The organism is Afifella marina DSM 2698, assembly GCF_900102695.1.
In the GTDB taxonomy this organism is placed as follows: Bacteria; Pseudomonadota; Alphaproteobacteria; order Rhizobiales; family Afifellaceae; genus Afifella; species Afifella marina.
Window position 1 is genome coordinate 1 of sequence record NZ_FMVW01000009.1, and the last position, 19,150, is coordinate 19,150.

Genomic DNA, 19,150 nt, shown 5'->3' on the forward strand with positions numbered 1-19,150 from the left:
CATCGGTCAGCTTCAGCCGCAGGAACCAGCGATAGGCGACATTCACCTCGATCTCGCGCACCAACTGGCGCTCAGAGCGGATGCCGAAGAGATAGCCCAGGAACAGCGCCTTGAACATCAAGGTCGGATCGAGCGCCGGGCGGCCATTATCCGGACAGTAGAGCCCCGCAACCCGGTCATGGATGAACGAGAAGTCGATCACCGCGTCGATCTTGCGAAGCAGGTGATCCTTGGGAACCAATTGATCGAGTGTCACCATCTCGATCGCAGTCTGCTCAGGGGCCGGGCTCTTCAACATGGCCCACTGAATCAAAAAGCCCCGGCTCACGCCAGGGCTTTGTCAGCAGTCTGAAGGCCGCTCCGAAGGGGCGGCCTTTTTTGTTGGCGCGATCTTTTTGGTCGATCTCTTTTTGGGGGAGATCCGCGACGATCGTCGGCAATGCCGATGTGCGAGACGAGATTGCGCGCCGTCGAGAGATGCCGTTTCTCGGAGCGCGTCGTGCGAGCTTTGCCGTTGGGGCGTCAGCCGACACGTTTCTCGAAAGCGTCCTGAAGGGCTGCAAGCTGGCTTGCCACCGGGCTCGGCGCTTCCTCCAGGGTCGCACGACCGTCGTCGAAAAGGGCTGCGTCGATCATCTGCACCCGCTTCTGCAGGGAAACGGAGCGGTCGATCAGCGCCTTGAACCCTTCCGGAAGCTCGTCCCAGCCGGGACCGCGCATTGCGGTCAGAGCCTGATCGAGGCGGATCTTGTGTTTTTCTTCCGCCGCCTGGTCGAGCGTCATCTCACCTTCGTTCACAGCGCGATGCAGGAGGAGCCAGGAGGCGAGCTGCATCAGCCGCGTGGTGAGGCGCATGGATTCGGTGGCATAGACGATGGAGGCGGGACGATTGAGCTCGGAGGCGGCGGCGCGCCCGTCGCCATCGAGATAGGCTGCCGTCTCCTCGACGAGCTGCATGCCCGCCTGGAACAATTCGCTGAATGTCTGCGAATGCGCATAAGCGCGCCCGAAAGACAAAGGCTCTTCGCGGCTACCCGTTCGACGCATGGACTTGATCCCTTTTGGCTATTCAAAGCCGAGTGCCGCGCCTCGGCAAGGGCGAGAGCCGGGTTCTCCACCGGCTTCTCGCTCGCGGAGCCATTTCGACACTCCGACGAGATCGAATTCAAACGGATTGTAATCAAATAGTAAAGATCACGACGCAGGCCAAAAAAAGAGCCGCTGGGCGGCTCTAGGCTGATACAGGGAGGCGTCAAACAGAGTGAACAGGATCACTCACATCCAAACCTGATTGGATAGCGTCATTAGAAATTAGAAAGGTTAATCCGCGGTTAAGCGGGGAACGACAAGCCGAACGATCGCGGTTTCAGCGCTTGAAAACAGCATCCGCAGCGGCGCGCCCGCCCTTCTTGCGCGTCAGCTCCTGCTTGATGCGCGCAATTTCTGCCTCGCAAAGCGCGATGCGCTCCTCAAGCTCGTGTTCTGAAAGGAGCGAGAGGTCTTCGCCCACCGTGTGGACCGGCTTTTTGACCGGCCTGTCGTCGTCAGCAAACATCGTCGCCCATCTGGTTTCGGCCTTTGGCGCGAAGGATAACGCTGCATCCGCTGGCTGTCAGCGTTTCATTGCCGGTGCTTCACCCATTCAAAATCCGACTTTCACGCGCTAGGTTCACTGCAGATTGTGGGGAGGATGCATGAACATTCCGCAGACGATGGAAGCCGTCGCCATCACCGAGCCGGGCGGGCCGGAGGTGCTGGCTCTCGAAGAGCGCGCTGTGCCGCAGCCGGGAGAAGGCGAGCTTCTCGTCAAGGTCGCGGCGGCGGGCATCAACCGGCCTGACGTTTTGCAGCGGCTCGGTCGTTATCCAGTGCCGAAGGGAGCCTCCGACATTCCGGGGCTCGAAATTTCCGGCCATGTGGTGGCGGCGGGCGAGGGCGCGGAACGTTTCGGCGTCGGCGACGCGGTCGTGGCGCTTCTGCCCGGCGGCGGCTACGCCGAATATGCGACCGTGGCGGAAACGAACGCTCTGCCTCTGCCCCAGGGGTTGTCGCTCATCGAAGGCGCGGCCTTGCCGGAAACGACTTTTACGGTCTGGCACAATGTCTTCGAACGGGGCTCGCTCAGGCCCGGCGAGACGCTTCTCGTTCATGGCGGCACGTCCGGCATCGGCACGACGGCAATTCAGCTCGCCAAGGCCTTCAACGCGCATGTTCTGGTGACGGCAGGCTCGGATGAGCGCTGCGAGGCGGCGAGGCGCATCGGCGCCGACCGGGCGATCAATTACCACAGCGAAGATTTCGTCGAGGTGGTGCGAGAGTTTACCGGCGGCGAGGGCGCCGACGTCATCCTCGATATGGTCGGCGGCAGCTATACCCAGCGCAATTTGCAGGCGGCGGCGGTCGACGGGCGGGTCGTGCAGATCGCCTTCCTCAAGGGGCAGCGCGCGGAGGTCGATCTCGCGCTGATCATGCAGAAGCGGCTCATTCTGACGGGCTCGACCTTGCGGCCGCAATCGGTGGAAGCGAAGGCGGAACTCGCGCGTATGCTGGAGGAAACGGTGTGGCCGGCGATCGCGGCTGGACGCTACACGCCGGTCATTCACGCGGTGGTGCCATTTGCCGATGTCGTGGAAGCACACCAGATGATTGATGCTGAACATGTCGGCAAGATCGTCTTGAAAGTCGATCCGCGCGCATAGCTTTGCGACCTCAAGCTTATCGCAACGGCGCATTGCGTGCTTCGCCGGGTGCCCGTATATGTCGGGCAACTTCCCGTCCACCGACGTGAATCACGCTCTGCCGGAGACCCTCCGGCAGAGAACACAGGAGGATCATGCCATGGCGTCAACGCCTCTGATGCCGAAAGCGACCGCCGTATGGCTGGTCGACAATACTTCGCTCACCTTCGAGCAGATCGCACATTTCTGCCGGCTGCACCCTCTCGAAGTCAAAGCGATCGCCGATGGTGACGCCGCCCAGGGTATCAAGGGTATCGATCCGGTGATCGGCGGACAGCTGGCGCGCGATGAGATCGAAAAGGCCGAGCGCGATCCGACCTATCGGATGAAGATCCTGGTCTCCAAGGTGCGCGTGCCGGAGACGAAGCGGCGCGGACCGCGCTACACGCCCGTTTCCAAGCGGCAGGACCGGCCGAACGCCATTTTGTGGCTGGTGCGCAATCATCCGGAACTGAAGGATTCGCAGATCATCCGCCTCGTCGGCACGACGAAGCCGACCATCGAGGCAATCCGCGAGCGCACGCATTGGAACTCGGCGAACCTGCAGCCGGCCGACCCTGTCACGCTCGGCCTGTGCTCGCAGCTCGAACTCGACCTCGAAGTCCGCAAAGCGGCGAAAAACGCCCCGGCCGTGGAAGAAGAGGGCGCACGCCTTCTGTCCGCGGAAGAGACGACGCGGCGCCCGCAGCCTTCCGAAAGCGATACGGGGCACGAGCGCGAGCCCGACATCGATCCGGATTCGGTTTTCGCCAAGCTCAAGAATTTGAAGTCGAGCGATGTCACCTGACCTCGCGTGAGCTCAGTTGAGAACAGCTGAGTTTTCGGGAGGCATGGTGGAGAAATTTCTGACGGTGGCGGGTGATCCCGCCACTTTCTCTTTGACCCTGGTGGTGCTGGTTGCCGGCACCGTCAGAGGCTTCGCCGGGTTCGGCGCCGGCCTCGTCTTCGTCCCCTTCGCGGGGGCTCTGATCGGACCGCGGGCGGCGGTCATCGTCTTGTGGGCGATCGATTCCCTGCCGACGCTTCCGATCCTCATTCCAGCTTTGCGGGTTTGCAATTACCGCTCCGTTCTGCCGGCGGCAGGCGGCGTGGCGCTGTGCGCGCCTTTCGGCGCCTATCTCCTTGCGACCGCGGATCCGCTCGTCTTGCGCTGGGGTATGTCGGCGGTGGTTCTTGCGCTGGTCGTTCTGCTCGGCTCGGGCCTGCGCTTTACCGGGCCGCGGCGCCCCGCCTCCGCCTTCGGCGTCGGCATGCTGTCGGGGGTTCTCGGCGGCGCGACGCAGCTCTCAGGCCCGCCGGTCGTCGTTTATTGGATGAGCGGGCACGAGGCGGCGGCGGAAATCCGCGCCAATCTCATCGTCTTCTTCGCGCTGTCGACGGTCATCACCGGTCTGTCGTTCTGGGCGAACGGCATCTTCAGCGAGGCGGCGCTGATCCGTGCGGCGATCGCCGCGCCCGTCTATTTCGTTGCGCTCATTCTCGGACAGAAGATGTTCGGCTTTGCCTCCGAGAAGGTGTTCCGGAGGGTGGCGCTCGGCCTCATCGTCGCAGCCGCCATCATGGCTTCGCCCGCCTTCGACGGGGTGCTGCGGTAGCACGAAGCAGCCGGCCGAACGCCGGCTGTCAGTTTTCTGCGGGCTCTTCCCTCGGAACGCTTGTCCCGAAAGCAGGCTGTCCCCGAAGGCTCAGGCGGCGGAGAGCCGCTCCATGACCTCGGCATCGACATCGAAGTTCGCATAGACGTTCTGCACGTCGTCATCGTCTTCGAGCGTGGCGATGAGCTTCATCAGCGTGCCGGCCTTTTCTTCATCGACCGGCGTCAGGGTCTGAGGCTTCCAGATGGCACGCACCGATTCCGCGTCGCCCAGCGTTTCGGCAAGCGCGGAGGAGACGTCGCCCAGATCCTCGAACTCGGTGAGGATGGTGTGGCCTTCCTCGTCGCTTTCGACATCGCTGGCGCCAGCTTCGATCGCGGCTTCGAGCACCTTTTCCGGATCGCCGGTGGAGGCCGGGTAATAGATCTCGCCGACGCGCTCGAACATGAAGGCGACGGAGCCGGTTTCACCGAGCGAGCCGCCGTTCTTGGCGAAGTAGGAGCGGACCGCGCCGGCCGTGCGGTTGCGGTTGTCGGTCATCGCCTCGACGATGAAAGCGACGCCGCCCGGGCCGTAGCCTTCGTAGCGGATCTCTTCGTAATTGTCGCTGTCGCCGCCGCTCGCCTTCTGGATCGCACGCTCGATGTTGTCCTTCGGCATCGATTGCGCCTTGGCATTCTGCACGGCCAGGCGCAGGCGCGGATTGGTGTTGGGATCAGGGTCGCCGACCTTGGCGGCGACGGTGATCTCCTTCGACAATTTGGAGAACAGCTTTGAGCGGGCCGCATCCTGGCGGCCCTTGCGGTGCATGATGTTCTTGAACTGTGAATGGCCCGCCATTGCGGTTTTACCTGCGTCTTGTCGTGAATGTCTCTGGGGAACGGAGGATATAATGGGGAGTGGCGAAGGCGTCTAGGTGGGGAAGGAGACGATCGACTGTCGCCGCGCCGCATTTTGCGCCTGCGGCATAGCGGTCACTTGCCGCAATTGATGCCGGTGAGTAGGTGCTGAGGCAACGCGCGGGACTTTGCCGCGCGATGGAGCCTTGATGCTGGAGATTGTCAGAGCCCTCTGAGGCTCCCCTGGACGTTGATCCAGGTGGAGACGCGAAGCGGCAGAACGAACGGGCGCGGCCTGAGGGCGGCGTGCGCGCTCTGCCCCGTGCTTTCTCCGATCCAGGCATTTTCCATGAATATCTCGAAGTTCGAGCAGCGCGTCTTGCACGCGCTCGCTCAGGGCGGACGCATTCGTCATGAGCGCGGCGGCGGCCGCAAGATCACCCATGTCACCTGTTTCACCCGCGACGGTTTCGTACTCTCCGACTGCACATTGCCGGTCTTTTCCCGGCTTCTGTCGAAGGGGCTGATCGAATCGCGCGGCGGTGCGCCCTATCAGATTTCTGAACGGGGTCGCCGCAGCGTCCGGGCACAGCTCGACAATCGGTGAAAATATCGCCGGCGGTGAAGACATCAATCGGCGCTGAAGACATCGCCGGCGGTGAACAAATCGCCGGCGAGGCGGTCTTCCGCGCTACGCCGTTTTGACCAGCAGAATGCGGGTCGGTGGTCCGCCTTCATAAGATATCTCGGCATTCAGGCTCCTCGCCATGGCGGTGACGAGTTTGGTGCCGAGACCGGTGCCGGTGGGGGCTGCCGCGCCGTTGAAGCCTTTGCCGTCGTCCTCGACGCTGAGGCGGAAGCCGCCCGGCAGGGTCGTGAGATCGACGCGGATGTCGCCGTCCTCTTCCTCTCCATAAGCGTATTTGCAGGCATTGGAGACGAGTTCGTTGACGACGACGCCGAGCGAAACGGCCTGGTCCGTGGTGAGGCGCAGCCCATCGGTGGTGAGATGGACGCGGCGTGCCGCCGTTTCGCTCGACCAGGTCTCTTCCAGCCCAGCGGTGAGCGCGCTCAGATAGTCGCCCATCTCGACGCTGTTGATGTCCTGCGAGGTGTAGAGCCGGCGATGCACCTGGCCGATCGCATAGACGCGCTGCTGGGTGTCCTTAAGCGCGATCTTCGCCTCTTCCGCTTCGACGGCGTTGGCCTGCATCTGGATGAAGGAGGAGACGATCTGAAGCGAATTGGCGACGCGGTGGTTGGCCTCGCGCAAAAGCGCCGTGAGCCGCTCGTTGGAGGCTTTGAGCGCATGCTCCGCCTCATGCTGGGCCGCGACCAGGCGCTGATGTTCGAGCGTTGTTGCGAAGGAGGAGGCCAGAAGGTCGAAGAATTCCTCGCCCACCGTCTTCACCACATAATCGCGGGCGCCGGCCTTGAGGGCGGCCACCGCGATGGAGCTTTCCTCCGAACCGGTGACATAGACGACCGGGGGAGGCGAGGGCAGCGCGTTGATGAGAGGAAGCGCGTCGAGCCCCGTCTTGCCGGGCATGTAATGGTCGATGGCGACGAGGTCGAACCTGTCTTTTTGCAGAAGGGCGAGGCCTTCGTCGGCGCTTCCGGCGGTGGTGAGTTCGTAACCGCGGCGGGCAAGCGCGCGGCGCGTCAGGCGCCGCAGTCCCTCGTCGTCGTCGATATAGAGAATGCGCGGCATTTCATCCGGTTCTTCAAGGGGTAAATCAGGCTTCGATCTCGGGTTCGGGAACCTGGATAACCGAAATGAACAGGCCGAGCTGACGGATCGCCTGGGCGAAGGATTCGTACTCGACGGGCTTGGTGATATAGACGTTTGCTCCGAGATCGTAGCAGCGCTCGATCTCCATCTTGTCGTCGGTGGTCGTCAAAACCACGACGGGCGTGCGGCGGAGCGGGCTCGTTTCCTCCTTCATCCTTTTCAGGATGTCGGTGCCGCTCATGTCGGGCAGGTTGAGATCGAGAAGCACGAGCGCGGGGCCGTTGTGAGTCGGGCCCTCGGGGCTGTTGAAGAGGAATTCGACCGCAGCCGTTCCCTCGACGAAGTGGAGGACCGGGTTGTTGACGCCGGCGCGCCGGATGTTCTTTTCGATGAGACGCGCATGCCCCTCATCGTCTTCGATCATGATGATGGTGACCGGTTGATGGCTCGACACGACGGGTTCCTACGCTTTCTGCAATTCCGGCGGCATTGAAAGGCGGAAGGTGGCGCCTTCGTCAAGCGTCGAATCGCACTCGATCGTTCCACCAAGGCGGTAGGCCAAAGCACGGACATGTGCGAGGCCTATGCCTTCGCCCGGCTGATCTTGCGATCCGGAACGGCGGAAGAGGTCGAAGATGCGTTCGTGATCCCTCGGATCGATGCCGCGACCGTTGTCTTCAACTTCGATGATGATGCGCCCGGAGTGCTGACGGCCACGCACCTTGATCAGGCCGGGGCGCCCCGGTTTCAGGTATTTGACGCTGTTCTCCACAAGATTGGAGATGATCTGCTCGATGGCCAGGCGATCGGTCACCAGGGTCGGGATCGGTTCGATGCGGATCTCCGCGTCGAGCTCCTGAAGGCGATGCTGCAGCGTGTCGGCGATGCCGGCGACGAGGGCATTCATGTCGAGCTTCTCGGGCGAGAGAACGCGGCGCCCGGCCCGCGACAGATGCAGGATGGCGTTGATCAGGCGGTCCATCTTCTGCGTCGACGAGCGGATGAAGCCGATGGCTTCGGGAAGATCCTCTTCGATCGTCAGTCGCACCTCTTCGGTGACGAGATCGGGCGCCTCTTCACGGGCTTTTTCGATCAGCTCGGTGAGCGGCTTCGTCGCCACCTCCAGCTCGCTGGTGAAGCCCATGACATTGACGAGCGGCGAGCGCAGGTCGTGGGAGACGATGTAGGCGAAGCGCTGGATCTCGTCATTGGCGCGCTGCAATTCCGTCGTGCGCTCGGCCACAGCCGATTCCAGATCCTCGTTGAGAAGCTGCAAACGCGCACCGGCCGTCGCCAGCGCATGGACGTTGCGGCGCGTCGCCCAAATCGTACCCGCCGCGAGCGCCACGAACACGAGGCCCGATAATGCCAGCACGACATAGGATAGCTGCACGTTGCGGAATTGGCGGGCGCGCCGCTCGACGAGCAGAGCCTCTTCCGCCTTCAGCATTTCGGCTGCCGCGGCACGGGCCCGGCGAATGACATCGACGTCGTCGCGGTCGAACGTCATCTTGGCGGTCGCGTCGTCTCTCGCCCGGCGGCGGTTCTGAAGCGTGTCGCGGGCATAGGCGAGGTGGGTGGCGACGAGTTGCCGCAATTCCGCGAGGCGTTTCTGCTGGTCGCTGTTGTCGGTGATGCGGGCATCGACCGCATCCATGCGCGTCTCGATCTCGCCGGCGAGCTGTTCGAAGGCATTGGCGAAACGCTCGTCCGCCGAGAGGAGATAGCCGCGCCGCGCCGTCTCCGAACGTTCAATCGCGGCACCCAGTTCGGCAAGGCTCGCAGCGACTTCCTGTGTATGCGCCACCCATTCCGCGCTGACCTGGGTCTGGCGCAGCACGACCAGGAAGCTGACACCTACGGCAAGCAGCATGAGAAAGCCGCCGACGATTGCAGCCAAGATGAAGCGGCTGATGCGCCGTTCCGAATTTTTCATGGTTCTGGGTCACCCGGCAGGAAGAGAAGAGGCCATAGCCCGCTTGCAGGCGCGGCTCAATCGGTGGGAGGGACGCCGGCTAAGTTGCGCGCCTGATCGATCCAGGGCGGCGCGGGCGAAGGATCGGTGGCGGGCTCGTCCTCTCATCGCCGGTTTGGGTGCAGTGACCACTTCGTGCGGCCAGGCCGGTCGCCCTCAATGGACGTCCTGGTCGGGCTCCGGATAGACGTCTTTGAGCACGGCGTCGAAATGATGTTTCACGGCATCGTTGCACTTGCACGAGCGGGCATGGAGTGCGGAATGATCGCGCACCAGCAGCGAGCCGCGCTGTGTTTCCAGAATGCCTTCCGCCTTGAAGGTCTGCATGACGCGGCTCGTATAGGAGCGGCCGACGCCAAGCATGCGGGCGAGCTGCTCATGCGTCAGAGGAACGGTGTGATCACCGGTCCGCTCCATCGTGGCGATGATCCATTTCGCGGCCCGCTGATCGACGGAATGGATGGCGTTGCAGGTGATCGACTGCAGCATCTGCGCGACGAGGCAATCGGCGTAGCGCGCAAAGAGCTGCCGCACAGCCCGCGATTTCTGCTTCGCCGCCTCCAGCTCCGTGAGCTTCAGGCCGACGAACGGGCCTTCGAATTTGACGATGATACGCGAAAACGCCGGGAGACGACCGGCGCTGACGATGCCGCCGACGGCGCCTTCGCGGCCGATCAGAATGGTCTCGGTATCCTCACCGTCCTCGTTGGCGACGAGAAACGAAGCAAGCGCCGGTCCGCAAGGAAAGTAGACGTTGTCGACGTTGTCGCCCGGATTGTACATGACATGGTCGCTGTTGCGGTGCAGCAGCTGGAAATGCGGTTCAAGGAGGCCGTAATCCTCGTCCTTCAGGACCCTCAAGAGATTGTTGAGGGGGCGCGTCTCTGCCGGATGCTCCCGGGCAGGATTGTGTAACATGGGCGCTCGTCCCGCACGTGTGGTCAGTCTCCGCTTTTATGTGCTGTAGTGAACACAGCGCAACCCGTGATCTGTGGCGATTGTGCCGCACTCCGTCGCCTCCAGAAGGACGAGTTTGTCGCCTCATTGCGCAGGGCTGCCGGGGACATCGTGAACCGCGTGGAATGGTCGAAACCGGCAAAAGGCCGGTTTTCCGGCCGTTTGCACGCAAAATCGGCAACTTCGCTCATTCCTGTGTTCACAAGTGAACAGACAGGGGCGCGGAGTTCGTGCTTGCTAGCCATTCAGAGCTGGCTGAATTCATGCATCAGATTCGGCCCGCTGACCGCATCTGGGCGATAGCCATGGCACGTGAATGCGGTTGCACCCGACCGTTCATTAGGAAATTCTTTCATTGAGGTCTGTCCGCGCTCTTCCGCAAGCCGCTACGGCCGAGCTTCATGCCGAGGTCGAAGCGCGTCTCAATCCCATGATCGTTCGAGGCGAAGCGCCGGACGGGGCCGTGAAGGGCGTCAAAGCCGCCTTCTCTCTTTTCGCTCCGGCCGCGGAAACCGTCATGCAGCCTGACGAGTTGGGCTGCCATGCCTGATCCGACCCAATTCGAAGTCGATCTGACAAACTGCGACCGCGAGCCGATCCATCTTCTGGGTGCTGTGCAGCCATTTGGATTTCTCGTCGCCGTGTCGCGCTCCAGCTGGGTGGTGACGCGGGTGTCGCGCAACGCGGCGGAGTGGCTCGGCCGCGAGGGCGAGGATCTTCTCGGCCTGCCGATCGACCATGTCTTCCTCGGACAGGCCGTGCACACGATCCGCAACCATCTGCAGGGTGCCGTGATGGGCGAGACGGTGGCCCGTGCCTTCGGCGTGACGATGACGGAAGCGGGCCTCGTCTGCGATGTCGCGGTGCATCTGTCCGGCGACGAGGTGGTGGTGGAGTGCGAACGCTCCGTCCCGGAGCCCGCGGCCAATGCCGCCGCCATGGTGCGGGGGATGGTGGCGCGATTGCAGCGCACGGACGATCTCAGGAATTTCTACCGCATCGCCGCGCGCGAAATGCAGGCTTTGACCGGCTTCGACCGGGTGATGATCTATCGCTTCGATCATGACGGGTCGGGCGAGGTGATCGCGGAATCGGCGCGTTCCGGCATCGGCTCGTTTCTCGGCCTGCATTATCCGGCCACCGACATTCCCCGCCAGGCGCGCATTCTCTACGAGAAGAACTGGCTGCGGATTATCCCGGACATTTCAGCCGAGCCGTCGCCTGTCGAGCCGGCGCGCGACCACAACGACCGGCCGCTCGATCTGTCGATGAGCATTCTGCGCAGCGTTTCGCCGATTCATATCGAGTATCTGCAGAATATGGGGGTCGATGCCTCCATGTCGGTGTCGATCCTACGGGAAGGCCGGCTGTGGGGGCTCTTCGCCTGCCACCATTACGCGCCGCATCACGTCACCTTCGAGCGGCGGACGGCGGCCGAACTCTTCGGCCAGATGTTCTCGCTTCTGGTGGAGAACCGCGAGCGGCAGACGGAAGCGGAATACGAAGAACGCTCCAACACGCTGCACAACAAGCTGGTGGCGGTGATGGCCGCCGAGGCGACCCGGTTTGAGAGCATCGTCGATCATCTCGACGAAATCGCCGATCTTCTCGTTTGCGACGGCATCGGTCTGTGGGTGGAGGGGCGCGCCACGTTGCGGGGCCTGACGCCAAACGAAGACGATTTTGCCGGACTTGCGGCGCATCTGCGCGACAGGGGCGTGAACGAGGTCTGCGCCGAGCATGAGATCGGGGCGAAATACGAGCCCGCACGGCGCTTTTCAGATCGTGCTGCCGGCATGCTCGTCGTGCCGCTGTCTCGGCAGCCGGGCGATTATCTCGTCTTCTTCCGCAAGGAGGTGACGCGCAGCGTCAATTGGGCGGGAAATCCGGAAAAACCGGTGAGCGTCGGACCGCTCGGCGCGCGGCTCACACCGCGCAAGAGCTTCGAGATGTGGAAGGAGACGGTGAGCGGGCAGTCGATGCCTTGGTCGCCGGTGGAGGAGCGGATCGCCGAAGGCCTGCGCGTCAGCCTTCTGGAAGTGATCCTGCAGCTCTCCAATCTGACGGAGGCGGAGCGCCGCCGCGCGCAGGAGCGTCAAAAGCTCCTGATCGCGGAGCTCAATCATCGCGTCCGCAATATTTTGAGCCTCATTCGCGGCGTCATCAATCAGAGCAAAGATGCGACCAGCATCGAAGCGTTCACCGAAGTCGTCGGCGGCCGCATCCAGGCGCTCGCACGTGCACACGACCAGATCACGTCGGATGATTGGAGCCCTGCCTCGTTCCGCAATCTGGTGACGACGGAGGCGGGCGCCTATCTCGGCGGCAAGGCCGACCGCGTCGTGCTGACGGGCTCCGACGTGCTCGTGCAGCCGGAGGCGTTCACGACCGTCGCGCTCGTGATCCACGAACTCATCACCAATTCGGCGAAATACGGGGCTCTCTCCGACAGCCGCGGCCAGATCGACATCATCACCGATTTCGATCCGCTCGGCCGGCTCACCATCGATTGGGGCGAGCGCGGCGGCCCGCCGGTCAAGCCGCCGAAGCGTTACGGCTTCGGCTCGACGGTGATCGAGCAATCGATCGTGCACGATCTCGGCGGCGAGGCGAAGGTCGATTACGAGCTGACCGGCCTCAAGGCGCGCTTCGTCATTCCGCCCAAACATTTCCAACGCAGCGAGATCGTCGTGGACAGATTGCATGAGGCCCCGAGGGCCGACGAGGGAGGCAACGCCTTGCCAGCTGACGTTCTCGTCGTGGAAGACAACATGATCATCGCGCTCGACACCGAGCAGATGCTGCTGTCGCTCGGCGTTGGCCGCGTGCGCGCGGCGAGCGGCGTGAGCGACGCGCTCAAGGAGATCGAACGGCAGGCGCCGGATTTCGCGCTTCTCGACGTCAATCTCGGTGCGGAGACGAGCCTCGAAATCGCCGAACGGCTGGCGGGGATGGATGTGCCCTTCGTTTTCGCGACCGGCTATGGCGAGCAGGCGGCTTTGCCGGCGCCTTTCGATGCCACCTACAAGGTGCGAAAGCCCTACAGCGCGCAGTCCTTGCAGGAGGCGATGGCCGGCGCCGAGCGGGTATAGTGCCGGGCGGGTGTCGTCTAGGAGGTCGCCTGGAAGGCCTCGTCGAAGACGACTTCGCCGGCCGGCAGGGTGTCGGTGAAGGGGAGGGCGAGCAGGTTTTCCGCCGGCACGCCCGGGATTTGAAGCTGCGGCAGATTTTCGAAGCCGAAACGCTCGTAATAAGCGGGATCGCCGACGAGCACGCAGCCCTCGCTGCCGAGCGCACGAAGCTTCGTCAGGCCCACTTCCATCAGCACCGAGCCGACGCCCTTCTTCTGCACCTCCGGAAGGACGGCGATGGGTCCGAGCCCGTGCCAGCCAGTCGTCACCTGACCGTCGCTGCCGGTGATGGTGACGGGCGAGAAGGCGGCCTGGCCGAGGATGCGGCCATCGGCTTCCGCGACGAGGGCGATCGTCGCCATACCGCGCTTCCATAGAGCGTCGATGATGAAGGCTTCGCTGCCCGCCGCGTACGGCTTATGAAGGAAGGCCTGTCGCACCAGTTCCTTGACGGCGGTGCGGTCGGCCTCGTTTTGATCCCGGATCTGCAGTTTGCCCATTGTCCTCGTCCGCGAGACCGCGCTCGAGGCAGATAAAGGCAATTATTTCAAGGCGCAAGCGAGGCGTGAGGCCGCGGGAGAGAGGTTTGGAGGGAGCGCCCTCAGGCGCCCCCTCTAGACGGTGTCAGCCTGCGATCATGGCTTGCAGGCGCTTCAGCCCCTCGCGGGCGAAATCGAGGATCGCGGGATCGACGAGACGGCCGTCCCGCACCTTGTCACCGACATTGCCGATGACGATCTGCGGCCCGCCGACGAGGCGGCATTCGGCGGCGTGGAGCGTCTCGTTGAGCTGTGCCTGCGCCCGGACGCCACCCGTGAAGGCGGGTGAGGCGGACACGACCAGAACCGGCTTGCCCATGAGAGAGGACGATCCGCGCGGACGCGACGCCCAATCGAGGGCGTTCTTCAAGACGCCCGGAATGCCGTGATTGTATTCCGGCGTGGCGATGACGAGGCCGTCGCTTGCCGCGACCGCCTGACGGAATTCACGGACCGCCTCGGGCGCGTCGTCGCCGTCCAGATCGCTGTTGTAGAGCGGCAGATCGACATGGCCGATCTGAAGTTCGACCGTGCCGTCATTGTCGGCCGCGAGGCCCTGCAGAACGGCACGGGAATAGCTCTCACGGCGAAGGCTCCCCGGCAGGCCGAGGAGTTTCGTTTTCGCGGATGACATGGCTCAGACCTTCGGCATGGCCGGACCGTTGCCGGCACCGGTTTCTTCGATGGCTTTGGCGATGTCGGTCAGGTCTTCTTTGGTCAGTTCAAGCGTGGCCGCATCGATCCAGCCGTCGACCTGACCCGGATTGCGGGCGCCGACGATGGCGCCGGTGACGCCAGGCCAGGCGAGCGTCCAGGCAACGGCGACGGCCGGCACCGTGGTGCCGTGCTTTTCCGCGATCGGCTTCAGGCTGTCGGCAAGCGCCAGGTTCTTTTCAAGCTTTTCGCCGGTGTAATCCGGATTTCTGGAGCGCCAATCGTCTGCCGGCAGGGCCTGCGCCCGCTCGACGCTGAAGCGGCCGCTCAGGAGGCCCGACTGCATCGGCGAATAGACGATGACGCCCGTCTCATGGGCGTCGCACCAGGGCAGTTCCTTTTCCGCCACCTCGCGCTTGATCGCCGAAAACGGCGGCTGCAGCGTGTCGACATGGCCGACGGCTTCCGCCTTTTGCAGCTGCTCGGCATTGTGGTTGGAGAGGCCGGCGGCGCGGATCTTGCCTTCCTTCTTCAGGTCCAGGAGGGTCTGCCAGTATTCTTCCACCGGCGTGCCGTCATTGGCCGGCCAGTGCATCTGATAAAGATCGATGCGCTCCACGCCGAGGCGCTTCAGCGAGGCTTCCACCTCGCGGCGCAAGCTGTCGGCAGCGCCGATGCGCGCCGGCATCTTCTTGCGGTCGTTCTCGTCCCAGACGAGACCGCATTTGGTGAAGACATAGGGGCGTTCGCTGGCCGGGACATCGGCGAGCGCCTTCTTCACCACCTCTTCGGAATGGCCGAGGCCGTAAACGGCGGCGGTGTCGACCCAGTTGATGCCGCGGGATACGGCGTGACGGATGGCGGCGACGGATTCGGAATCGTCCTGCGCGCCCCAGCCGACGGCCCAGTCGGGGCCGCCGATCGCCCAGGCGCCGAAGCCGACGCGGGTGATCTGCATATCTGTGCGGCCGAAGGGTTTCGTCGGCAGGTTCGTCGTCGCTAGTTTGTCGAGCATGGGGGAACTCCCGTTGTTTCCGTTGCGGTGCACATAAGGCCCGATCCGGGTTCTTCAAAGCGGGAGGCTGGATTGCGTGACTGGCGGTGCCGCTTTCAGGCGGCGGCCTTTTCGGCGATCTCGTCGGTGATCACCTTGAAACCGGCGAGACGCGAGGCGCCGAAACTCGTGGAAATCGCGACGTCGGTCGCGTCGCGTCCGCGCGCCATCAGGATGCGCCCGATGCGCGGATGGTTGTGGCGAGCGTCAAACGTATACCAGCGGCCGTCGAGATAGGCCTCGAACCAGGCACTGAAATCCATCGGGTTCGGGTCTTCCGGCACGCCGATATCGCCGAGATAGCCCGTGCAATAGCGGGCGGGAATATTCATGCAGCGGCACAGAGCGACGGCGAGATGGGCGAAATCGCGGCACACGCCCGTCTGCTCGTAATTGCCGTTCACGGCGCTGCGCATCGGATCGGCCTTCAGATAATCGAAGGTGATGCGCTCGTGGGCGTAGTCGCAGATGGCTTCGACCATCCGCCAGCCTTGCGGGACGTGCCCGAAGAGCGACCAGGCGAGATCCGTCAGCCGGTCGGTCTCGCAGTAGCGACTGCCGAGAAGGAAGAGGAGCACGTCGTCGGGGAGTTCGTCGACCGGTGTCTGGCGCGCATCCGGCGCCACCTCGTCCGGAAGTCCCTCGTCGCGGATCGTGAATTCGGTCGACATCCGCAAAAGCCCGGCGGGGGCCACGATGCGCGTACAGACATTGCCGAAATCGTCACGGTAGTCGCGCGAGGGGATCTCCGGTTCGAAGGTGATATGGTGCGGGGTTTCAAGATCGCGGAGCCGCGAGGGATGCACCGACAGGACAAGCAGCATCGGAGTCGGCTGCTGGCACTCGTATTCGATTTCAAAACCGGCTCTGATCTTCATTTAACCTCAAGTGGCTAGAGGGTCGTGCGGTTCCCGCGGGAGCGGGCGCAATTTTAGGCAAATGTCACCCATCATCCTCACGGGCGACTTTGACCATCACCTCCATGCCGAGATCGTCGTCCGGCATTCCGAGATAGGAGCCTGACAATGGCAGGACCTCGCTCGGCTCGCGGGCGACGGCGATGCGGATCAAACCTTCATTGCCGAGGATGGCATTGGTCGGGTCGATGTCGATCCAGCCGGCGCCGGGGAGATAGACCTGCACCCAGGCATGGGTGGCGCCGCCGCCGTGAATGTCGTGGCTGTCGCGCGCCGGCACATAGAGGTAGCCGGAGACGAAGCGTGCGGGCAGGCCGAGGGCGCGCAAAGCCTCGATCATCAGCTCCGTGAAATCGCGGCAGGTGCCGCTTCGCAGCGTGAGCGTTTCGGCGGGATCCTGGATGCCGTGGTCGCGGCGCACATAGGCGTGGTCGTGGCGGATCGCATGGATCATCGCGGTCAGAAGCTCGAAGGTCGGAAGCGGCTCCGACGGGTCGAGAAAGCTCTCCGCCCAGCGTAACAATGTGCCGTCCGGATCGGGATAGCGCCGGACAAGGAAGGGGCGCAGATCCTCCTTGTCCTCCTCGCTGAGCGAAACCGGCAGGAAGCGCGCCTCCTCGTCCAGATTGATGCCGGCCGGGTGCGAGCGGAAATGCGCGACGCGGATGACGCTTTCGAAGACGAGCGATGTGGCGAGAACGGTGCTGCGGCCGCCGGTGAAGCGCGCGACGCCGACGCGGTTGCCGAGCGCATCGTCGTGCCAGCGCAGGCTGACCGGCTCCGGCGTGATGGTGAGCGTGGAGGAGAGGAGATGCTGGTCGTGCCCCTCGCGCGGCAGGAACATCATGCGATGCTCCCCGAAGCCGACCCTTTTGCGGTAGCGATAGGTCGTGAGGTGGGTGACTGTGTAGATCGGCACGACGCTGCGCTTACCTCTCCTCGGGCGTTCCGGCAGGGGCGCTCCGGCAGGGGTGTTCTGCGGGCGTCCTGATGGGTGTTCCGGCTTCGGCTCTGCCCATCATAGCCCCAAAACGCTTCCGCCGGCGTGGCGATTGCAACGGCGGCCGGCTCAGACGCGGAATTGCCGAGGAGGGGGCGTCAGCTGTGGGGTGCGTCCGGGCGGTGGCGCGTGTCGTCGTCGTATTTCGCCAAAGTGTCGTCGAGATGCAGCCAGAAGAGTTTCGCCGTCACATAGGCGTGGCGGTCCGGCGACAGGCGGTCCGCCTCGTCGAAAAGTCCGGCATGGATGTAGATCTCGCCGGGCAGGCGGGAATCCATATAGGTCAAGGGCGTGCCGCAATCGGCGCAGAAGGAGCGGGTGACGCCCGGAGAGGATTGCCGGTCTTTCGGCGTGCCGTGCCAGGTGACGAGATCGCTCGGAAACCCGGCCCAGACGACGGCGGGCGCTCCCGTCTGCCGCCGGCAATCGCGGCAATGGCACCAGGAGACCTGAAGAGGTTCGCTTTTCGCCTCGAAGCGGATGGCGCCGCAAAAGCAGCGCCCGTGCAAAGGCAGGTCCACCATCTCTCGCGCCTTTCTCTCGATGACCTTCCAGGTGGCGACCGTCAGGATGGCGACCGTCAGGGTGGCGAACGGTCCGCTCAGTCCTCGTCGGTCCAGAAGGTCGGGACGGATCTTTCCAGATGCGGTCCGAGCCTCACGGCCGCGACCTTCTTCGCCAGCCCGGTCGTATCATCGACGTCGACGGCGATCCCCGACAAGGTCGCTTCTTCCATTGCGGGCCCTAGACGCCCGGAAGAGATTTTCGTCACAGCGCGGTGCAGAGGTTCGTCTTTCTGCATGCCGATGATGGAATCATAATCGCCGCACATGCCGATGTCGGTCATCATGGCCGTGCCGCCCGGCTGAATGCGGTAATCGGCGGTCGGTACATGGGTGTGCGTGCCGACGACGAGGCTCGCGCGGCCGTCGAGGAAAGCCGCCATGACCTGCTTTTCACTCGTCGCCTCGGCATGGAAATCGACGATGATGGCGTCGCAGTCGCGTCCGAGCGGCATCGCCGCGATTTCCCGCTCCACGGCTGCGATCGGGTCATCGAGGGCGGTCATGAAGAGCTGGCCCATGACGTTGATGACGAGGACGCGCGCGCCGGAACGGGCCGTATAAATGTTGGCGCCGCGGCCGGGCGTCTGCGGCGGATAGTTGATCGGACGCAGAAAGCGTTCCTGACGTTCGGCAAAGACGAGCGCCTCCTTCTGATCGAAGGCGTGGTTGCCCGTGGTGATGCAATCGGCGCCGGCGTCGAGGAGCTCCTGGAAAATCTTCTCGGTGATGCCGAAACCGCCGGCGGAGTTCTCGCCGTTGACGACGACGAAATCGAGCTTCCAGCGCTCGACCATGGAGGGGAGGTGATGTCTGACTGCCTTGCGGCCAGAGCGGCCGATAACGTCACCGAGAAAGAGAATCCTCACAGGGCCTCCGTGGGCTTGGCGGTGGTGTCGATGAGTTCGTCCTCGGTGGCGATGAGGGGCAGGGGGATATCGTGGTCTTCCATGGGAACAATATCGACCTCCTGACACGAGAAGGCGAGCCCCACAAGACGCGGGGCGTGCTCGCGCGCCCGCAGCTCCGCCACGGCGGTGTCGTAATAGCCGCGGCCATAACCGATCCGCCCGCCGGCGCGATCGAAGGCGGCGAGCGGCGCCACGATCAGATCGGGCGTCGCTTCGCCGTGATGGGGCGAGGGGTGCCTCGTGCCGAAAGTGCCGGCCTCGAGGCCTTCTTCATCGAGAAAATGGCGGAAGACGAGGCGGTTCTCGACGATTGCCGGCAACGCCGCTGTGCCGCCCTGTGCGGCGATCAGCGGCAAGAGCGGGCGCGGATCGATCTCGTCGCGGATCGGCCAGAAGAGCGCCACGGTCTCGCCAGGGCGCAGGAGCTTTTCGATGTGGCGGACAGCGTGGGCGGAGCGCAGGCGCCGCTCGCTCTCGCCGAGGGCTGCGCGCCGCAGCAATGCCTGCGTGCGAAGCTTGGCCTTGGCTGAGGAGACGTCCATGAG

Annotated in this window: 22 protein-coding genes; 6 read left to right on the plus strand and 16 right to left on the minus strand. The window is 63.7% G+C overall.

The features are described from left to right. The 3 genes from BLP76_RS15555 to BLP76_RS15565 form a co-directional block, all read right to left on the minus strand. A partial coding sequence (locus BLP76_RS15555; protein WP_139163760.1) for a transposase occupies window positions 1-298 on the minus strand: 298 nt, incomplete at its 3' end. Window positions 299-522: 224 nt separating this feature from the next. Further along, window positions 523-1,047 carry a protease adaptor protein RcdA gene (rcdA, locus tag BLP76_RS15560; RefSeq protein ID WP_092815452.1) on the minus strand — a complete coding sequence of 175 codons (525 nt, stop codon included), beginning with the start codon at window positions 1,045-1,047 and terminating at the stop codon, window positions 523-525. Between the two features lie 319 nt (window positions 1,048-1,366). Continuing rightward, entirely contained in the window at window positions 1,367-1,555 is a 189-nt protein-coding gene (locus BLP76_RS15565; RefSeq protein ID WP_092815455.1) for a DUF1192 domain-containing protein, read from the minus strand. A gap of 139 nt (window positions 1,556-1,694) precedes the next feature. On the opposite strand from BLP76_RS15565, the gene BLP76_RS15570 reads away from it, so the two are divergent. The 3 genes from BLP76_RS15570 to BLP76_RS15580 all read left to right on the plus strand — a co-directional run bounded on the left by BLP76_RS15570 (window position 1,695) and on the right by BLP76_RS15580 (window position 4,333). Further along, window positions 1,695-2,699 (plus strand): NAD(P)H-quinone oxidoreductase, encoded by a 1,005-nt coding sequence (locus BLP76_RS15570; RefSeq protein ID WP_244514626.1) that lies wholly within the window; start codon window positions 1,695-1,697, stop codon window positions 2,697-2,699. 139 nt (window positions 2,700-2,838) lie between these two features. Further along, window positions 2,839-3,525 (plus strand): DUF1013 domain-containing protein, encoded by a 687-nt coding sequence (locus BLP76_RS15575; RefSeq protein WP_092815458.1) that lies wholly within the window; start codon window positions 2,839-2,841, stop codon window positions 3,523-3,525. Between the two features lie 43 nt (window positions 3,526-3,568). Beyond that, a complete protein-coding gene (locus BLP76_RS15580; RefSeq protein WP_092815462.1) occupies window positions 3,569-4,333 on the plus strand; it encodes a sulfite exporter TauE/SafE family protein in 765 nt (254 codons plus the stop codon). A gap of 90 nt (window positions 4,334-4,423) precedes the next feature. On the opposite strand, the gene BLP76_RS15585 is transcribed toward BLP76_RS15580, so the two are convergent. Beyond that, window positions 4,424-5,173: a YebC/PmpR family DNA-binding transcriptional regulator gene (locus BLP76_RS15585; RefSeq protein ID WP_092815465.1), complete on the minus strand. Its 750-nt coding sequence runs from the start codon at window positions 5,171-5,173 to the stop codon at window positions 4,424-4,426. A gap of 348 nt (window positions 5,174-5,521) precedes the next feature. Between BLP76_RS15585 and BLP76_RS15590 the strand changes: the two genes are divergently transcribed. Further along, entirely contained in the window at window positions 5,522-5,779 is a 258-nt protein-coding gene (locus tag BLP76_RS15590; protein ID WP_092815468.1) for a YjhX family toxin, read from the plus strand. An 84-nt stretch (window positions 5,780-5,863) separates the two neighbouring features. Here BLP76_RS15590 and BLP76_RS15595 read toward each other — a convergent pair whose 3' ends face one another. The 4 genes from BLP76_RS15595 to BLP76_RS15610 all read right to left on the minus strand — a co-directional run bounded on the left by BLP76_RS15595 (window position 5,864) and on the right by BLP76_RS15610 (window position 9,797). After that, a complete protein-coding gene (locus BLP76_RS15595; protein ID WP_092815471.1) occupies window positions 5,864-6,883 on the minus strand; it encodes a histidine kinase dimerization/phosphoacceptor domain -containing protein in 1,020 nt (339 codons plus the stop codon). Between the two features lie 25 nt (window positions 6,884-6,908). Further along, window positions 6,909-7,328 (minus strand): response regulator, encoded by a 420-nt coding sequence (locus BLP76_RS15600; RefSeq protein ID WP_200170620.1) that lies wholly within the window; start codon window positions 7,326-7,328, stop codon window positions 6,909-6,911. Between the two features lie 39 nt (window positions 7,329-7,367). Beyond that, entirely contained in the window at window positions 7,368-8,840 is a 1,473-nt protein-coding gene (locus tag BLP76_RS15605) for a sensor histidine kinase (protein WP_092815477.1), read from the minus strand. Window positions 8,841-9,035: 195 nt separating this feature from the next. Then, entirely contained in the window at window positions 9,036-9,797 is a 762-nt protein-coding gene (locus tag BLP76_RS15610) for a Crp/Fnr family transcriptional regulator (RefSeq protein ID WP_092815480.1), read from the minus strand. Window positions 9,798-10,191: 394 nt separating this feature from the next. Between BLP76_RS15610 and BLP76_RS15615 the strand changes: the two genes are divergently transcribed. Together BLP76_RS15615 and BLP76_RS15620 are read left to right on the plus strand one after the other, a co-directional pair. Next, window positions 10,192-10,386 (plus strand): hypothetical protein, encoded by a 195-nt coding sequence (locus tag BLP76_RS15615; protein ID WP_092815483.1) that lies wholly within the window; start codon window positions 10,192-10,194, stop codon window positions 10,384-10,386. Next, window positions 10,379-12,928, plus strand: coding sequence for an HWE histidine kinase domain-containing protein (locus BLP76_RS15620; protein WP_092815486.1), 2,550 nt, complete (start codon window positions 10,379-10,381; stop codon window positions 12,926-12,928). Before BLP76_RS15615 ends, BLP76_RS15620 begins: the two co-directional genes overlap by 8 nt. Before the next feature lie 17 nt (window positions 12,929-12,945). Here the strand turns inward: BLP76_RS15620 and BLP76_RS15625 are convergent, their stop codons facing one another. The 8 genes from BLP76_RS15625 to BLP76_RS15660 form a co-directional block, all read right to left on the minus strand. Beyond that, window positions 12,946-13,467, minus strand: coding sequence for a GNAT family N-acetyltransferase (locus tag BLP76_RS15625; protein ID WP_092815489.1), 522 nt, complete (start codon window positions 13,465-13,467; stop codon window positions 12,946-12,948). 124 nt (window positions 13,468-13,591) lie between these two features. Next, window positions 13,592-14,140, minus strand: a complete 549-nt coding sequence (locus BLP76_RS15630; RefSeq protein ID WP_092815492.1) for an NADPH-dependent FMN reductase — start codon at window positions 14,138-14,140, stop codon at window positions 13,592-13,594. Between the two features lie 3 nt (window positions 14,141-14,143). Then, the gene (locus tag BLP76_RS15635; RefSeq protein WP_200170617.1) at window positions 14,144-15,175 is read right to left on the minus strand and encodes an aldo/keto reductase; all 1,032 of its coding nucleotides are present in this window, start codon (window positions 15,173-15,175) and stop codon (window positions 14,144-14,146) included. A gap of 95 nt (window positions 15,176-15,270) precedes the next feature. Beyond that, a complete protein-coding gene (locus BLP76_RS15640) occupies window positions 15,271-16,092 on the minus strand; it encodes a transglutaminase-like domain-containing protein (protein WP_092815495.1) in 822 nt (273 codons plus the stop codon). Between the two features lie 64 nt (window positions 16,093-16,156). Then, window positions 16,157-17,050, minus strand: coding sequence for a transglutaminase family protein (locus BLP76_RS15645; RefSeq protein WP_092815498.1), 894 nt, complete (start codon window positions 17,048-17,050; stop codon window positions 16,157-16,159). A 179-nt stretch (window positions 17,051-17,229) separates the two neighbouring features. Beyond that, window positions 17,230-17,655 (minus strand): GFA family protein, encoded by a 426-nt coding sequence (locus BLP76_RS15650; RefSeq protein WP_092815501.1) that lies wholly within the window; start codon window positions 17,653-17,655, stop codon window positions 17,230-17,232. Window positions 17,656-17,732: 77 nt separating this feature from the next. Next, complete coding sequence (locus BLP76_RS15655; RefSeq protein WP_092815504.1) at window positions 17,733-18,563, minus strand: TIGR00282 family metallophosphoesterase; 831 nt, start codon at window positions 18,561-18,563, stop codon at window positions 17,733-17,735. After that, window positions 18,560-19,147 (minus strand): 5-formyltetrahydrofolate cyclo-ligase, encoded by a 588-nt coding sequence (locus BLP76_RS15660; RefSeq protein WP_092815507.1) that lies wholly within the window; start codon window positions 19,145-19,147, stop codon window positions 18,560-18,562. Before BLP76_RS15660 ends, BLP76_RS15655 begins: the two co-directional genes overlap by 4 nt. Window positions 19,148-19,150: the final 3 nt, after the last annotated feature.

Bases quoted from the DNA above. Each gene is read 5' to 3' on its own strand.
- BLP76_RS15635 (WP_200170617.1), bottom strand. From the start codon at position 15,175: ATGCTCGACAAACTAGCGACGACGAACCTGCCGACGAAACCCTTCGGC.
- BLP76_RS15595 (WP_092815471.1), bottom strand. From the start codon at position 6,883: ATGCCGCGCATTCTCTATATCGACGACGACGAGGGACTGCGGCGCCTG.
- BLP76_RS15575 (WP_092815458.1), top strand. From the start codon at position 2,839: ATGGCGTCAACGCCTCTGATGCCGAAAGCGACCGCCGTATGGCTGGTC.
- BLP76_RS15630 (WP_092815492.1), bottom strand. From the start codon at position 14,140: ATGTCATCCGCGAAAACGAAACTCCTCGGCCTGCCGGGGAGCCTTCGC.
- BLP76_RS15600 (WP_200170620.1), bottom strand. From the start codon at position 7,328: ATGATCGAAGACGATGAGGGGCATGCGCGTCTCATCGAAAAGAACATC.
- rcdA (WP_092815452.1), bottom strand. From the start codon at position 1,047: ATGCGTCGAACGGGTAGCCGCGAAGAGCCTTTGTCTTTCGGGCGCGCT.
- BLP76_RS15625 (WP_092815489.1), bottom strand. From the start codon at position 13,467: ATGGGCAAACTGCAGATCCGGGATCAAAACGAGGCCGACCGCACCGCC.
- BLP76_RS15585 (WP_092815465.1), bottom strand. From the start codon at position 5,173: ATGGCGGGCCATTCACAGTTCAAGAACATCATGCACCGCAAGGGCCGC.
- BLP76_RS15570 (WP_244514626.1), top strand. From the start codon at position 1,695: ATGAACATTCCGCAGACGATGGAAGCCGTCGCCATCACCGAGCCGGGC.
- BLP76_RS15590 (WP_092815468.1), top strand. From the start codon at position 5,522: ATGAATATCTCGAAGTTCGAGCAGCGCGTCTTGCACGCGCTCGCTCAG.
- BLP76_RS15580 (WP_092815462.1), top strand. From the start codon at position 3,569: ATGGTGGAGAAATTTCTGACGGTGGCGGGTGATCCCGCCACTTTCTCT.
- BLP76_RS15565 (WP_092815455.1), bottom strand. From the start codon at position 1,555: ATGTTTGCTGACGACGACAGGCCGGTCAAAAAGCCGGTCCACACGGTG.
- BLP76_RS15620 (WP_092815486.1), top strand. From the start codon at position 10,379: ATGCCTGATCCGACCCAATTCGAAGTCGATCTGACAAACTGCGACCGC.
- BLP76_RS15605 (WP_092815477.1), bottom strand. From the start codon at position 8,840: ATGAAAAATTCGGAACGGCGCATCAGCCGCTTCATCTTGGCTGCAATC.
- BLP76_RS15610 (WP_092815480.1), bottom strand. From the start codon at position 9,797: ATGTTACACAATCCTGCCCGGGAGCATCCGGCAGAGACGCGCCCCCTC.
- BLP76_RS15660 (WP_092815507.1), bottom strand. From the start codon at position 19,147: ATGGACGTCTCCTCAGCCAAGGCCAAGCTTCGCACGCAGGCATTGCTG.
- BLP76_RS15640 (WP_092815495.1), bottom strand. From the start codon at position 16,092: ATGAAGATCAGAGCCGGTTTTGAAATCGAATACGAGTGCCAGCAGCCG.
- BLP76_RS15650 (WP_092815501.1), bottom strand. From the start codon at position 17,655: ATGGTGGACCTGCCTTTGCACGGGCGCTGCTTTTGCGGCGCCATCCGC.